At 42.5% G+C, this 12,895-nt stretch carries 24 protein-coding genes and 1 tRNA gene; 5 read left to right on the top strand and 20 right to left on the bottom strand.

Annotated features, from left to right (window positions below; translation table 11 throughout):
* Positions 1-9 precede the first annotated feature (9 nt).
* Entirely contained in the window at positions 10-213 is a 204-nt protein-coding gene (locus LC1Nh_RS02945; RefSeq protein WP_153550220.1) for a hypothetical protein, read from the top strand.
* On the opposite strand, the gene LC1Nh_RS02940 is transcribed toward LC1Nh_RS02945, so the two are convergent.
* From LC1Nh_RS02940 to LC1Nh_RS02895, 11 genes are all read right to left on the bottom strand, one after another.
* The gene (locus LC1Nh_RS02940; protein ID WP_153550219.1) at positions 205-453 is read right to left on the bottom strand and encodes a hypothetical protein; all 249 of its coding nucleotides are present in this window, start codon (positions 451-453) and stop codon (positions 205-207) included. The two genes, LC1Nh_RS02945 and LC1Nh_RS02940, sit on opposite strands and share 9 nt — an antisense overlap.
* A complete protein-coding gene (locus LC1Nh_RS02935; RefSeq protein ID WP_153550218.1) occupies positions 443-907 on the bottom strand; it encodes a hypothetical protein in 465 nt (154 codons plus the stop codon). Before LC1Nh_RS02935 ends, LC1Nh_RS02940 begins: the two co-directional genes overlap by 11 nt.
* Positions 908-917: 10 nt before the next feature.
* Positions 918-2,402: an Asp-tRNA(Asn)/Glu-tRNA(Gln) amidotransferase subunit GatB gene (gatB, locus tag LC1Nh_RS02930; RefSeq protein WP_153550217.1), complete on the bottom strand. Its 1,485-nt coding sequence runs from the start codon at positions 2,400-2,402 to the stop codon at positions 918-920.
* Positions 2,399-3,769 carry an amidase family protein gene (locus LC1Nh_RS02925; protein WP_153550216.1) on the bottom strand — a complete coding sequence of 457 codons (1,371 nt, stop codon included), beginning with the start codon at positions 3,767-3,769 and terminating at the stop codon, positions 2,399-2,401. The genes gatB and LC1Nh_RS02925 overlap by 4 nt, the downstream gene beginning before the upstream one ends.
* A 62-nt stretch (positions 3,770-3,831) precedes the next feature.
* Positions 3,832-4,638 carry an MBL fold metallo-hydrolase gene (locus LC1Nh_RS02920; protein ID WP_153550215.1) on the bottom strand — a complete coding sequence of 269 codons (807 nt, stop codon included), beginning with the start codon at positions 4,636-4,638 and terminating at the stop codon, positions 3,832-3,834.
* Positions 4,639-5,121, bottom strand: coding sequence for a GNAT family N-acetyltransferase (locus tag LC1Nh_RS02915; protein WP_153550214.1), 483 nt, complete (start codon positions 5,119-5,121; stop codon positions 4,639-4,641).
* Positions 5,112-5,720, bottom strand: coding sequence for an HIT family protein (locus LC1Nh_RS02910; RefSeq protein WP_153550213.1), 609 nt, complete (start codon positions 5,718-5,720; stop codon positions 5,112-5,114). Before LC1Nh_RS02910 ends, LC1Nh_RS02915 begins: the two co-directional genes overlap by 10 nt.
* A 24-nt stretch (positions 5,721-5,744) precedes the next feature.
* Complete coding sequence (locus LC1Nh_RS06165) at positions 5,745-5,879, bottom strand: hypothetical protein (RefSeq protein ID WP_256727594.1); 135 nt, start codon at positions 5,877-5,879, stop codon at positions 5,745-5,747.
* Between the two features lie 22 nt (positions 5,880-5,901).
* On the bottom strand, positions 5,902-6,591 hold the full coding sequence (locus tag LC1Nh_RS02905) for a methyltransferase family protein (RefSeq protein WP_153550212.1): 690 nt from the start codon (positions 6,589-6,591) through the stop codon (positions 5,902-5,904).
* 29 nt (positions 6,592-6,620) lie between these two features.
* Complete coding sequence (locus LC1Nh_RS02900; protein ID WP_153550211.1) at positions 6,621-6,932, bottom strand: hypothetical protein; 312 nt, start codon at positions 6,930-6,932, stop codon at positions 6,621-6,623.
* A 108-nt stretch (positions 6,933-7,040) separates the two neighbouring features.
* Positions 7,041-7,424 carry a TRAM domain-containing protein gene (locus LC1Nh_RS02895; RefSeq protein ID WP_153550210.1) on the bottom strand — a complete coding sequence of 128 codons (384 nt, stop codon included), beginning with the start codon at positions 7,422-7,424 and terminating at the stop codon, positions 7,041-7,043.
* Between the two features lie 128 nt (positions 7,425-7,552).
* On the opposite strand from LC1Nh_RS02895, the gene LC1Nh_RS02890 reads away from it, so the two are divergent.
* Positions 7,553-7,882 (top strand): hypothetical protein, encoded by a 330-nt coding sequence (locus LC1Nh_RS02890; RefSeq protein ID WP_153550209.1) that lies wholly within the window; start codon positions 7,553-7,555, stop codon positions 7,880-7,882.
* 3 nt (positions 7,883-7,885) lie between these two features.
* Here the strand turns inward: LC1Nh_RS02890 and LC1Nh_RS02885 are convergent.
* Both LC1Nh_RS02885 and LC1Nh_RS02880 read right to left on the bottom strand, forming a co-directional pair.
* Positions 7,886-7,975 (bottom strand) — tRNA-Ser (locus LC1Nh_RS02885).
* A gap of 34 nt (positions 7,976-8,009) precedes the next feature.
* On the bottom strand, positions 8,010-8,492 hold the full coding sequence (locus LC1Nh_RS02880) for a hypothetical protein (RefSeq protein ID WP_153550208.1): 483 nt from the start codon (positions 8,490-8,492) through the stop codon (positions 8,010-8,012).
* A 97-nt stretch (positions 8,493-8,589) separates the two neighbouring features.
* On the opposite strand from LC1Nh_RS02880, the gene LC1Nh_RS02875 reads away from it, so the two are divergent.
* A complete protein-coding gene (locus LC1Nh_RS02875) occupies positions 8,590-9,246 on the top strand; it encodes an HAD family hydrolase (RefSeq protein WP_153550207.1) in 657 nt (218 codons plus the stop codon).
* A gap of 38 nt (positions 9,247-9,284) precedes the next feature.
* Here LC1Nh_RS02875 and LC1Nh_RS02870 read toward each other — a convergent pair whose 3' ends face one another.
* Positions 9,285-9,824 (bottom strand): non-canonical purine NTP pyrophosphatase, encoded by a 540-nt coding sequence (locus tag LC1Nh_RS02870; RefSeq protein WP_217906994.1) that lies wholly within the window; start codon positions 9,822-9,824, stop codon positions 9,285-9,287.
* Positions 9,825-9,920: 96 nt separating this feature from the next.
* Here LC1Nh_RS02870 and LC1Nh_RS02865 point away from each other — a divergent pair, with 96 nt between their 5' ends.
* Together LC1Nh_RS02865 and LC1Nh_RS02860 are read left to right on the top strand one after the other, a co-directional pair.
* A complete protein-coding gene (locus LC1Nh_RS02865; RefSeq protein WP_153550205.1) occupies positions 9,921-10,892 on the top strand; it encodes a TIGR00269 family protein in 972 nt (323 codons plus the stop codon).
* Positions 10,893-10,924: 32 nt separating this feature from the next.
* Positions 10,925-11,182, top strand: coding sequence for a hypothetical protein (locus LC1Nh_RS02860; RefSeq protein WP_153550204.1), 258 nt, complete (start codon positions 10,925-10,927; stop codon positions 11,180-11,182).
* A 12-nt stretch (positions 11,183-11,194) separates the two neighbouring features.
* On the opposite strand, the gene LC1Nh_RS02855 is transcribed toward LC1Nh_RS02860, so the two are convergent.
* The 6 genes from LC1Nh_RS02855 to LC1Nh_RS02830 are packed head-to-tail and all read right to left on the bottom strand — an operon-like array spanning position 11,195 to position 12,879.
* A complete protein-coding gene (locus LC1Nh_RS02855; RefSeq protein ID WP_153550203.1) occupies positions 11,195-11,563 on the bottom strand; it encodes a cell division protein SepF in 369 nt (122 codons plus the stop codon).
* A 58-nt stretch (positions 11,564-11,621) separates the two neighbouring features.
* On the bottom strand, positions 11,622-11,864 hold the full coding sequence (locus tag LC1Nh_RS02850; RefSeq protein ID WP_153550202.1) for a UPF0147 family protein: 243 nt from the start codon (positions 11,862-11,864) through the stop codon (positions 11,622-11,624).
* A gap of 26 nt (positions 11,865-11,890) precedes the next feature.
* Positions 11,891-12,220, bottom strand: a complete 330-nt coding sequence (locus LC1Nh_RS02845; RefSeq protein ID WP_153550201.1) for a prefoldin subunit beta — start codon at positions 12,218-12,220, stop codon at positions 11,891-11,893.
* A 16-nt stretch (positions 12,221-12,236) separates the two neighbouring features.
* Positions 12,237-12,452, bottom strand: a complete 216-nt coding sequence (locus tag LC1Nh_RS02840; RefSeq protein WP_153550200.1) for a KEOPS complex subunit Pcc1 — start codon at positions 12,450-12,452, stop codon at positions 12,237-12,239.
* Positions 12,449-12,586 (bottom strand): Rpo12/RPC10 RNA polymerase subunit family protein, encoded by a 138-nt coding sequence (locus LC1Nh_RS02835; RefSeq protein ID WP_153550199.1) that lies wholly within the window; start codon positions 12,584-12,586, stop codon positions 12,449-12,451. Before LC1Nh_RS02835 ends, LC1Nh_RS02840 begins: the two co-directional genes overlap by 4 nt.
* Before the next feature lie 8 nt (positions 12,587-12,594).
* Positions 12,595-12,879, bottom strand: coding sequence for an eL43 family ribosomal protein (locus LC1Nh_RS02830; RefSeq protein WP_153550198.1), 285 nt, complete (start codon positions 12,877-12,879; stop codon positions 12,595-12,597).
* Positions 12,880-12,895 lie beyond the last annotated feature (16 nt).

Genomic DNA, 12,895 nt, shown 5'->3' with positions numbered 1-12,895 from the left:
TTGATTATTATGACAGAAATGCAGAAAGAATTCAAGCTAAGTCAGGAAGACATGGCAGAACTACTCAGAGACATCGCCGACGCACTAGAAGATGAAGATCAGTTAAACATGGAGTTCGGCGACAACAAACTAATCCAGCCACTTGAAGGCAAAGTTCCTTTGAGAATTTATCAGGATGAGAACGGAACTGAGATAGGTTTCAAACTAGTCTGATCTTTTTCTCTCAACATAATCCAGTATTTTCTCCATTTTCTGAGTTTTCTCATAGGTACTGGAAGAGGTAAGAAAGTCCTGAGACAGTTTGTAGAGGTAACCATTTAGATCAGATATATTCTCTTTCTCTAACTGAGATAGAATATTCTCCAGGGCTCTGTACATCAAAAACCGTTTCTCGCCGACATCGTCAGTCTCCGAAACCTGTTCAAAGTTTTCCTTTGCTTCTTCAAAACTCATCGGATTTCATATCTCTAATAGCTTCTGCCAGCTTCTCAGGTTTTCTACTGCCGATCATAACATCTCTTTTACCTTCTCGCTTGATTCTAACTCCTTTACTTCCTCCGGTGCTGTAAGCTATTTTTCCAGGTCTCCAGCGCAGACCCCACCCACCAAACTCTCGGATCGGCCGATATTCTTCAGCTGAGAAACTCTCTATCTCATCAAAATTGATTACTCTATCCTTCAGATGAAGAGGAAATAGTTTGATATGTATGCCATCATCTTCAACTTTGACATTTAGTTTGACAGAGTAAAGGAAACCAACTGTAGCTGCTAAAGCCGCAATCATAACCGGAAGTCCTTGGAAACTATTCTGAATGTAGAATGATGCAAAAACTAGGATAAAAGGAGATAATACCAGAGCCCAGAGCCACTTCTGCCTGAACCTTTGAACTTCCTCAAAACCTTCCATCAAAATTCACTCATTCAAGCTCTTCCAAAATCTTCTCTCTAGCGGTTTTCGGATCAGCCTTACCCTGAGAAATACTCATAACCTGGCCGACCAAGAAGTTGACAGCCTCCTCATCACCAGAGTTGTAGTCCTCTACCGCATCAGGATTCTCATCAATAGCTTCCTTGACGAATTCGGTGATTTCGTCATCGCCTGATTTCTTGTAATCTTTTAGATTAAGCCCAAGATCAATGTTATCTGCTTTTGGATCATCGATGCTAAACTCTTTTTCAGGATCTAAGCCTTGTTCAACGAAGTCTCTTAGATACTTTTCTGCTTTCCTTTGGTTAAATTCTCCAGCTTCAAGATGGCTTAAGACTACACGCAATCCAACATATAGGAAGTCTGGAGCACCAGATTCAACATTAACTTCATCATAACTTACTTCGTTATAGTTTAGGACTTTCTTTAACTCCCCGACCATCCATGAAGCAGCCAAATTTGTATCAAATTCTTCTGCAAGTCTCTCAAAGTCATCAGCCATTTCCGGTACTGAAACCAGTGCTTCAACTAGTTTATCCTTCAGACCGTATTCTTCTTTGAACCTCTTGAATTTTTCGTGAGGCAGTTCTGGAATTTCTGCCCTCAATTTTTCTCTGAATTCTTCATCCAGCTCCTGTGTGGTCAGGTCTGGGTCGAAGATGTATCCGTAGTCTTCTTCCGTTTCTTTTTCCCTGAGTTTTTCTGTTATTTCTTGGTTCTGGTTGTAGCTTCTAGTCTGCTGGCTGACTTCTCGACCACGTTTCTTCAACTGTTTCTGCCGGCTGATTTCGTAGCTTAGTGCTTTTTCTATCCCCGCTGTTCCGGTAATGTTTTTGACTTCAACTCTCTGGCCGCCGTCGATCGAGATGTTGGCGTCGGATTTCAGTGCAAAGTTGCTTTCTGGATAGTATATTTCCAGGTATTCCAGCATCTGGGCGAGCTGTTGCAGATATGCTCGTGCTTCTTTCGGTGATGTAAAGTCTGGTTCCGTTACTATTTCCAGTAGTGGTGTGCCGGATCGGTTGTAGTCGACTAGTGTATAGTCTGAGTTTCCGATGTCTCCTCCTTTGTGCCGAGTCTTTGCTGGGTCTTCCTCTATGTGAAGTCGTGTTATTCCGATGTCTTTCTTTTCGTCACCTACCTTGATCTCCACTTCTCCATCCTCAGCGACAGGGACCTCATACTGGGTGATCTGGTAGTCCTTAGAAAGGTCTGGATAGAAGTAAGTCTTACGAGAGAAGAACACTTCCTCATTCACATCGCACTGAAGAGCTTGCGAAGTCTTGACTGCATGCTCCAGTACTTTCTTGTTCAATCTTGGTTTGGAACCTGGATGACCGAGACATGTAGGACAGACATGAGTATTTGGTTCTTCGGCTTCTTCGTTTGGACAGCCACAGAATAACTTAGTCTCAGTATCTAACTGTATGTGAGTCTCTAGACCAATCATTACATCAGTTTCTTCCTCACTCACTGAGAATCACCTCCTGTATATGTATAGGCGATATCCAGTATCTTCTGTTCATTGAAATGATCTCCAACAATGTGAAGACCGGTCGGCATTCCCTCACTTTTCCCATTAGGAACACTTATCATCGGCATGCCAGCCAGGTTAGGTCCAACAGTCAAAGTATCCATGGCATAAATTTCTGACGGACTCATATCTTCTGCTTCCTCGATTTTCGGAGCAATATTCGGCATTGAAGGAGAGATAACAGCATCAAATTCCTCAAATACTTCCTTGTACTGATTAATTATCTTTGTCCTGACTTTAGCAGCTTTGATATAGTATTGGTCACGGTAACCTGCCTGGCGAGTATATGTTCCCAATAGGATTCTTCTCTTAGCCTCTTCGCCAAATCCTTCGCTTCTAACTTCTGAGAAGTATTCGTTGAAATCTTCAAAGTCTTCAGGATCTTTCTCCATTCCGTAACGCATTCCGCTCATTTTTGCTAGGTTGGTGGAGGCTTCGCTCATTGCCAGTACATAGTAAGCTGGTACGGCGATATCTGCTGATAGAAGCGGCATGTCAACTTCCTCAACTTCAAAACCTCTTTGTTTTAGTTCGTCGATAGAATCTTGGAAGTTCTCCATGACTCCTTCCTCTACTCCATCAAGTTCCAAGTATTGTTTCGGTACAGCAACTCTGCCCTCCGTTTCATCCAAGTTTTCTGAGTAGTTTGGTACTTCCTTGCTGGAAGTTGTCTGATCGTTTTCATCTTCTCCAGCTATTATTTCCAGTCCTTTTGCTGTTCCATAAACGGTCCTAGCTAGAACTCCAATCTTATCCAGAGAGTTAGCGTAGTCAACCAAACCATAACGAGAAACTCTTCCATATGTTGGAGTGATTCCTACTACGCCATTGTATGCTGCTGGATTGGTGATTGATCCGCCTGTAGATTCTCCCAGTGAGATTAATGGTTTGTCCATTGCTGCGACAACTGCTCCAGCACCGCCCGAACTTCCTCCTACAACTCTTTCCTTGTCGTGAGGGTTTTTCGGTGTTCCAAAGGCGCAGTTGGTTGAGAATGTTCCGAATCCAAACTCGTCCTGCTGAGTCTTCCCGTAGAAACTGGCGCCTGATTCTTTCAGTCTTTCAATTACTGTTGCATCGAATACAGGCTGATAGTTCTCAAGTATTTGGCTGCCTGCAGAAGTAGTAGTGTCTTCAGTACAGATTGCATCTTTGGCGATGAAAGGAATTCCATTCAATTCTCCGGTATTACTTTCTTGTGTTATTTCTCTCATGAAGTTGAGTTCCTGGTTTTTTTCTTTGAGTTCGCTGAGAAATTCTTCGTGATCGACCTGTTTTTCTCCTTCTACTACTTCCCGCAAGTTCATGAATAAGCGTTCCGCGAGGGAATCTTAAAAATTCACTCTTGAATGTGGCCGCAATAAGATACCTATAGTTCAATTGATGTGTAGTCGCTCCAGATTTCGAAGCCTTTTTCTTCAGCTGCTTCTTTCATCTTTTCAGTGTGCATCTGGTTGAGGTGTTCGGAGTTACTAAGCAAAACCACTCGTTGCGGGTTAGCCTCTTTGATCTGTTCTTCCAGTACTTCCTGATTTGCGTGTCCTTCTGCGTCGAAGAGTTGGCCTTCAACGAAGAATAGGTCGGCATCGTTGTAAACATTTGATTCTTCCAGTTCCCACGCATCTGGCGCAAAGACAACTTTTTTCTCGCCTTTCTGTACTACATAGCCCTGTGTCGTTCCTTCTTCGCCGTGATCTATTCCGAAAGTGCTGATTTCAAGATCATGGAAGCTCATTTCCTGGTTTTTCTCAAGTAACTCGAAGTCGATATTGCCGCTTTCCTTGACTCTTCCATGAAGATGATACTCTTCTAAGTGTTCTTCTGTAGTCTTATTTCCTATAATTTTGAGCTCTCTGTCATGCCAGCCGTTAAAGTCAAAATCTTCTGGATTAAAGACATGATCCTCATCAGTCAAAGCCACATGGTTAAGCTCCTGAATACCCCAGAAATGATCATAATGGAAATGCGTCACAAGAAAACCATCTACATCATATACTTCCTCGTGATGCAGCTGTTCTTTGATGTCTGGAGAGATATCAACGACCACAGTTGATCCATCTGTCTCGATTAAGATTCCTGAACGCCTCCGTTTCTCCGATTTCTGGCAGTACTCACAATTACACATCGGTACAGGCATTCCGATAGCATCGCCAGAACCAAGCAAGGTAACTTTCACTTAATCCACCATCTGTACAAATTTTACTTTTTTCTCCTCAAAACCGTTTTCATTGTAAAACTTCCTGGCTCTGTCATTCTGCCACTCAGCTGAGACCATCATATAGTCCACATCTTTCTCTTGGGCAAATTCCTTGGCCCTACTCATTAACTCTGTTCCTAGACCTTCTTCTCTGTATCTTTCCTTAACAAACAACCCTATTACTGCCATATATTCTTCTTCCTCTCTTGAGGATCTATTTCCTTCTTCAAGTGAGATGTATCCTACTTCTTCACTGTCTATTTCCAGGAAAAAGAAAGTATAACTCTCATCTTTAATCCTGTCCTCGAATGCAGAAACTGCGTCTTCCTCGGCATTCTTCTTCAACCGGTTTACTTCGTGATATTTCTCCATTTCTTTGGCAAGTGGATGCCAGAAATCTTTGGCCAGTAATTCTTCGTCTCCGGGTTCTGCTCTTCTAATCTGTGTTTTCTCTACATCCATTCGATGCTTTCCCCTCTCTCAGGTCTTCCGTCGTCTTCTTCCTCTTCTCCTGATTCCTCAGAGTTTTCTACATTTTCTTCCTGTTTTTCTTCTGGTTCTTCTTTGAATCTTTGGCTTTCGGGGTGTGGCTCTATTTTCTCTGTTTCGAAGTTGGGGCTGACAGAGTTCATCTCTCCCTGTATCTCTTTCAACTTGTCTTGGTCTTGTAGGTCTTCTCGGTGTTGGAAGATGGCTCCTGTCGGTGTTCCAGCGTTTTCGTCTTCTTCGAAACGGGGAAAGATTTGTATGTATGCGTGTGGGAGCATTTGTCCGCCAGCTTCTTTTACATTCATTGTTATGCTTGCTCCGTCTGCGCCTAGTCCGTCGATTGCTTTGTCGATTGTTTCCCGTACGAGAGTCATTGCTTCGTGGTATTCTTCGGGTGAGAATTCTAGTATACTTTCCTTGTGGTCTTTAGGTACTACATTGGCGTGTCCTTTGGATCTTGGCTGTACTTCAAGCCAGGCGTAGAAGTTTTCGGTTTCTCCGACTGTTATCAGTTGTTGTGGGTTCTCTATTAGTTGGCAGAAGGGGCATTGGTCGCCTTGTCCTGGAGGCATGAATTGTTATTCTCGGAACTTGTTTTAATCGTTGAGGTGGGCTAGTGCTTTCCCTATTTTGTGTTTTGAGTAGCCCTGCTCCTGCATTACTTCTATAATTTCCTGTTTTTCGTATCCTTCCTCCAGGGATTGCTTGATCTTTTGCTCTAGTTCTTCCATGTTTATTCACCTGTTTTTGGGTTCAGATAAATCTTGGTGTTTTCTGGATGTATTCTTCGTATTTTTCCCCAAATTCGTTTAGTGCTTCTTCCTCCTCGGTCTGTGTGAGTTTGTAGTATTGGTAGACTAGGATTGGAAGTATTATTCCTGTTAGGGGTGTTGGCCATCCTATGAACCATCCTATTGTGATCAGTATAATTCCAAGGTACTGCGGATGTCTGGAGTATCTGTATATGCCGTTTCTTGCTATTCCATCTGCGTTGTAGATCGTATACCATCCTATGCCGACTATTAGACATCCTATCATTGTAATCAGCGCACCTATGATCATCCAGATGTTAAGCCCGAAACCTGCGAAGTTTATGAGGAAGCCTGGTATCTGTCCGGATGAAGGCATTGATACGAATGCTGAGGAAAGATATACTGTCAGAGGGAGTCCATACATTTCGATAAATAGGGAGATCAGGAATGCGGTGTACAGACCAGAGCTTTTCCAGTCTGCCTTATGCCTGTAAGTTAACGGTATCAGGAATAACAAAAAGAATATTACGCTGCCAGCTACCAAGAGCCAGGCATTCTGCTTCATAAAGAACTGTATCTGCCCTGAAAGGAAGAACATGAGATGCTGGTAGAAGGAAGGTATTGAAATAAGTGCTAAAACAGCTACAGCACTGAAAATTATTTTTCTTTTGGAAAAAGAAAGGATTTTCATAAGAAAAAGTTGGGAAAAGGTATGTTTAATTACATCGGCGGCATGTCGTCGTCAGGCATTCCACCAGCTCCTGGTCCTCCACCAGGGCCGCCTCCCATTCCAGGATCGTCCATCATTGGGTCTGCACCGCCTTGTTCTATGTCTTCCATCAGTTCTCTGATCTCTTCGATTAATTTGTTCAAGCTGCTCTCAGAGTCCGGGTCCTGTAGCTCGGCTTCGAGCTGGGACACTTTCGTCTCGAGTTCACGGGCTGTTTTGCCTGTTCCTCCAAAGGTTTCCAAAGTCATTTCGGCTGAGTCAAGTACGGCTTCAGCTTCTTCACGCTTCTCCTTTAGTGACATATTACCCCACAACATGAAGGTACTTTTAAATGTTTGGAAAATCCGTCGTTTTCTCTAAGTGATTACAGAAATAGAAAAGAGAAATGGAAAAATATGTTAGTGATGAATTTATTCTGCGATCTCGGCGAAAGCAAACTTGTTACCAACTGAAGTAACCTCTACATCGTAAGTCTCACCGACTTCTCCGCCAGGAACGAAGACTACAAAGCCTTCAACTCGGGCAATACCGTCGCCTTTGCTTCCCAGATCGTCGATTTCTACTTCAACAATGTCTCCTTCAGAGACAGGCTTGTCAAAGTCCTCATCTTCATCTTCTTCCTGAGAATCGTCTTCGGAACTGTCATAAGTTTCTTCCTCCTCGAAGTCATCTTCAGGCTCTTCTTCAAAAGACTCTTCTTCTACCGAGTCTTCCTCAAAGTCAGGTTCTTCAGAATTTTCATCGTTATCTTCAAACTGTGCGTCAAAATCCTCATCTTCAAATTCATCTGTCATAAGCAAAAATCACATCCTAAATGTGTAACAAAAAAAAGAGGAGTTGAAACTTAAAAAGACACTAAGAACTCCAAGCTTATTTGCTACTCTTCAGTTACATTTTTAATTGCTGCGTGTTAGTCAATGTTATGGAATATGATTCTGCTGGCGTGGTTGATGAAATCGAACTTTTCATTGAAAGCAGAGAATTAAATGAATCTCACCTAACAATCTTTGGAGAGTTAGATGATAATAGAGAAGATGAAGGATATCAAGTATTATACAGCATACATCCCTTGGATGACAGTGGCAGAGAGTTTTCAATCCATCTTACCTATTCAGACAGAAAAAATGCGCTAGAAGAATATTGCGATCAAAAAACTGCAATTGAGAATACCTTTGAAGAAGTAGAGACTCGGTTAGCAGAGCCCGAAGATTATATATTTTCAACGCCTGGAGGCGGCAACCCAATTCTTTAGAAACGCCGGCGCTCGGATTTGAACCGAGGAGAGGCGGGTATGCCTCAGCAGATCTCGAATCTGCCGCAATTAGCCAGACTCTGCCACGCCGGCTTGTTAATGTTAAATTGGTGTAGTTTTTTATTGCTCAGAGTTCCTGGTTATGTTTATTTTTGTATTGGCGGATTGTTTGTTGGTAGACATTTGTTGCTGGTGTGAGTGTTACTCCTTCTTTTTCTGCTTCTGATATGTGTGATTGGACTTCTCCTTCTTTTTTCTTTGGGTATATTATTTCTTCTATATGTTCCCAGGGTACTGATTCGACATAGAGGTCGTTTCCCCATCTGTAGTTGTTCTCGGAGAGCTGAGTGGTTGAGTAGTCTGCTATTAGTACTATTGCTTCTCCGTCAGTAAATTTCTCAACCCATCCGGGCTTTAGGGTCCAGTTGGGGTAGGTTGAGGTTCTGATGTTTTGGTATCCTTCATTCTCGTTAAGTACTTCTAGCATGTCTTCAAATGTGAAGTTTTCTGGATCTTCTGTGAGGGCGTTTATGCTGCCGTTGTTTATCAGAGGGTCGTGTTTTTTCTCTGGGCTCATTCCTCTGAAGATATTGGGTTTAGTTGTGCTCATGTTGGAGAAGATATATTGTTTCTTTAATTTTTTGTTGATGAGTATGATTCCATCGGTCTAGGAAAGCTATTAAAGGTGTTTGGGCGAATTCGGGTTTATGGAGTATGGTTCAGTGATTTTTGATTTGGATGGAGTGATCTTGAATTCTATGGAGAGTGAGGAGTGGAAGTATCAAGCTACTCGAGATGCATTGGAAGAGCTTGGCGTTGACCAAAATTTGGATCGTGAGGTTCTTGATGCGATTTTAGGTGATAAGGGTTATGAGGAGTGTGTCCGTGTCTGCGGCGATATCGGTGTTGACCCACGGAAGGCTTGGAGCCTAGTCGCTGAGAAGACTGCACAGGCCCGTATGCAGCAAATCGAAGAGAACGGATTTGGTCTTATCGACGGCGCAGAAGAACTATTACAGGAATTGAAAGAGAACCAGGTAAAGCTTGGTGTCATCAGTAATGCTCCTGATCAAGCAGTTGAAATGGTGGTTGATTATTTTGATCTCAGAAGCTATTTCAAGTTTTACATGGGGGTCAGAAGTTTTGAAGACTTGAAAGCCAGGAAGCCACATCCTAACCATTTGGAATTGGCGAAGTTCCAGTTAAAGAGAGATCCTTACATCTATGTCGGTGACCATGAAAGCGATGTTCAGGCAGCTACAAACGCTGAAATGGATTCTGTTTGGGTTCACCCGGAAAACTTGGATGAGCCAACTTATACTGTTGATAAGTTGAGCGAGATTGTTTCTGTCATCAATGAGTAGTTGAGGTTCTCTATTTTAGGAAAAGTTATTGTAATTAGTTATTTTGAGAGTTCTTTAGCTATTTCTCTGAAGTTTTTGTTCCAGAGTTCTATTCTTGATTCGCTGTCGGTTTCTGCAAATGTTTTATCGGACTTTTCAAGCATAAGTACTTTTTCTAAATTGCCTTCTTGACCTCTAACTTCTTTAGAAATTTTTATCGGTACTTTAGATTCGTATTCCTTTATCTTTCCGTCAGGAAATCCTATTACAGTAGCAATCTCAAAGTATCCTGTTCTTTTCTTATCTTCTAGAAGCTCAACTAGTTTCTCTGCATTTAGGTTATCGTCAAAGTAGCTCATGTAAGGTCCTGGGAAACCAGGGATTGCATCAAGGTAGAGACTGTGGTCTTCCCTAATCACAGGATTATCATGGTTTCTAATTGCTTTCTTGACCCTGTTTTTTGCTACTTCCAAGCTGTTTGAGGCCTGTATTTCAGGATGATCATCGTCTAGCTGCTTAACATTAATTTCTGTTTTCTCAAAGGCTTTTTCTGCAGCTTCAACTTTCTCAGGATTCCCTGTGATAAGTAGTACTTCCACAGGAATTTATACGAAGACTCAAAGTAAAAAAATTTACTACTTATTATCTGCCAACTATGTTGAGGTTCAAAAAATTTCACTTCGCACAGTTCTTCTATGACTGATTCAAAATGCAGCAGATGCGATGAAGATGCAGTAATCACCAGAGAGTTCGAAGGTCGTTCACTGTGTAAGGAGCACTTCACGATTGATATCAACAAGACTGTGAAGAAGACGATTCGTGATGGTAACCTAGTTGAGTCCGGCGATACTATTGCTGTCGGGCTGAGTGGTGGTAAGGATTCTGCGGTTATGCTTCAACAGTTGGTTGAGATTTTCGGTAAACGCCCTGATATAGAAATTGTCGGTGTTTGTGTCCATGAGGGCATCGATCCTTACCGTGATGAGTCGATTTCAGCTGCCGAGGAACTGTGTGACGACCTGGGTGTCGAGTGTTACATCGGCTCCTATGATGATTACTATGATTTGAAGATGGATGATGTGGCCGACGCAGGAGAGAAAGGTAACTGCACCTACTGTGGCATAATGAGAAGAGATCTACTCAACAAGCTATGTCGAGAAGTTGATGCCGACAAGATGGCGATAGGGCACAACTTGGATGACGAAGCTCAGAGCATTATGATGAATCATATCAAGGGGGACATGAAGCGTTTGGCGCGTATAGGTCCAAAAGATGATCCTGCAAACCACGAAATGTTTGTGGAAAGGATCAAGCCCTTGCGTGATGTGATGGAGAGAGAAGTAGCACTTTTCTCCCGTCTCCATGATTTAGGTGTTATTGATCGTTGTCCTCATGTACAGGAAGGAAGTCTCAGACCAATGGTCAAGAGCTTTCTGAACAAATTAGAATCTGAGATGCCTGGAATCAAATATAGTATTGTTTCCCAAGGCCGTGAGATCTCTGACATGGTTGAGGATAACATGGACTGGGAAGGTGAAGAAAACGAGATTCAGGAGTGTGAGAGATGTGGTGAACCTTGTAGTAGTGATGTGTGCAGGAAGTGTCAGTTGCTGGTTGAGATTAAGGATGCTGCGGCTGAGAGCAGTGAACACGATTTTGAGAGGTAAAAGTTATATTCTGGTTTTGTTGAATTTTTTGTATGGTTTATGAAGTAAAGTGTGATAATTGCGGTGATTTACTGGATTTTGGCGGTCATGATCCCGAAGAACTACCAAGCGGACATTCTAAGATTCCTGATGATGCGATAAAGTTTGATGGCAATGTTTACTGCCAGGAATGTGTTGAGAACTTTGTCCGGCTTGGAGTAGGAGATGTCGAAGAACGAATGGATGTCTTGGAGAACCAGCTTGAGAATATAAGAAAACAGTTGGGAATGGAAAAAGGATTAAACCAGTAAAGATTGTCTTTTTCAGGCTTCGTTCATTTCACTTCCTGTTCTTTCAATGGAAGCATATTCAGGAGTTAGTACAATCCATTCCTCGTCGACACCTGCGATATCTCCGTCGACTGCCCTGACCGTTTTCTTCAACCTCTTGACAGCTCTCTTCAACTTGGTCATGTCTCTGTTCTTGAGTGGCTGGATGTTTACCCAGACGATTTTTCCGTCTCGAAGCTGTTCTTGAACTTTCTCTGTATCATCAAATTCTTTCAGTGTCTCTGCTCTGACTACTACATCCTGTTTTTCATCTGCTGGTTTAGCATCTAGTTCAACGAAGTCATCTTCTACTATATCTTCAGATTCGTCGTCGCTGTTATTGTTCAAGAAGCCTAGTGGCATAGTTTTTGGTTACCTCTTAGTTAATAGAAAAGTAAGGGATTTTTTTATAGTTGCCGCCTTATTCAAGACCTTCAACCTTAGAGGCCAGATTCCAAATTTCTGTCCTCGTATGCTGCCTGATATTAGGATCATTACTGACCTGGTCCAAAATAGATGATGCTGCGTTCACACGGACAGAAAGATCCCTATCTTCGTCCTTTAGTTCTTCAGCTGCTTCCTCAAGCATCTCGGAAACATTTGAAGGCAGAGAATCTTGGTCTGCCATATCCTGCATCCTGTCAACAACTTCTTCTACTGGCATAAAAAGAAAATCACCTTAAATGGGTGTTATCCCATGTTCTGCTGGAATGCTTGCTGGCTTTCCTGCATTTTACTTTCTAATTTGTCTTCTTTCTTGTCCAAGCTCTTCATTCGTGCTTCTAGATCTTCTTTTCTTTCTTCAAGCTCGTCTTCCAGCTGATCTCTATCTTTTGCTACTAGGATTTCGCCTACCTGTCTGTAGACTTCTCCATCACTGTTTCCTAGTTCGTCTAGAGATTTTTTGACTCCTTGAAGATCCATTTCTGTCTGTTGTTTCTGCTCTGCGACTTCCTGGAGCTGTTGCTGGGTTTTCTGAAGTTCCATCATCATTTGCTGTGCTTCTTGTTCATCTGACATAAATTAGATTCAATCCTCATTCTGTAATTTTTTGTGCCAGGCTTGCAAGCCTGAAAACATTGTCTGTAGTGCCTCGAAGCGGTCCAAGACCATCCGTCTCTATCTCCACTTGGAAACTTTCTCCAGTAACCTTGGTCTGTAGTTCTACTTTCCCTCTTGATTCGAGGCTGGGGGAAAGTATCTTGTCTAAACTTTTCGGTGTCTCTGAATCAATATGTACTGTTGTCTTCATACTGCTTCTACGACATCAGGGTCATCTGGCCGTTTTTTCAGCAGTACTCTGTGACTGCATTTTGGACAGATAATCTTCTCGTTTACAGGGTCAATCTCGACTTCCTGTTCACAGTTAACGCATACATAGCTCATAGTACTGTTTACCCTTCGATCTCTTCTTTAGCTTCTTCAAGTTCTTCGAATCCTTCTTCAAGCTCTAATGCTTTTTGAAGTCTTTCTCGGGCGCCGGTGTCAAATTCGTAGCTTCCACCGGTGAACTTCTGTCCGCATTTTGTGCATTGCCAGATTCCTGCTGCGTTTCTTTCTAGATCTGCGCCGCATTCTGGGCATTCTTCGTCTCGGCTTTCTGCTTCGTCAACATTTTTCCTGATTCGGTTTCCGTATCGTGCGCCGAATCTTTTGCTTGATCCGCTTGTCTGTGCCATATTTTGTATTCAACTC

It is taken from the genome of Candidatus Nanohalobium constans, from assembly GCF_009617975.1.
GTDB lineage: Archaea > Nanohalarchaeota > Nanosalinia > Nanosalinales > Nanosalinaceae > Nanohalobium > Nanohalobium constans.
Note: the sequence above shows the minus strand (reverse complement) of the source record. Positions and strands in the feature narration are given on the sequence as shown.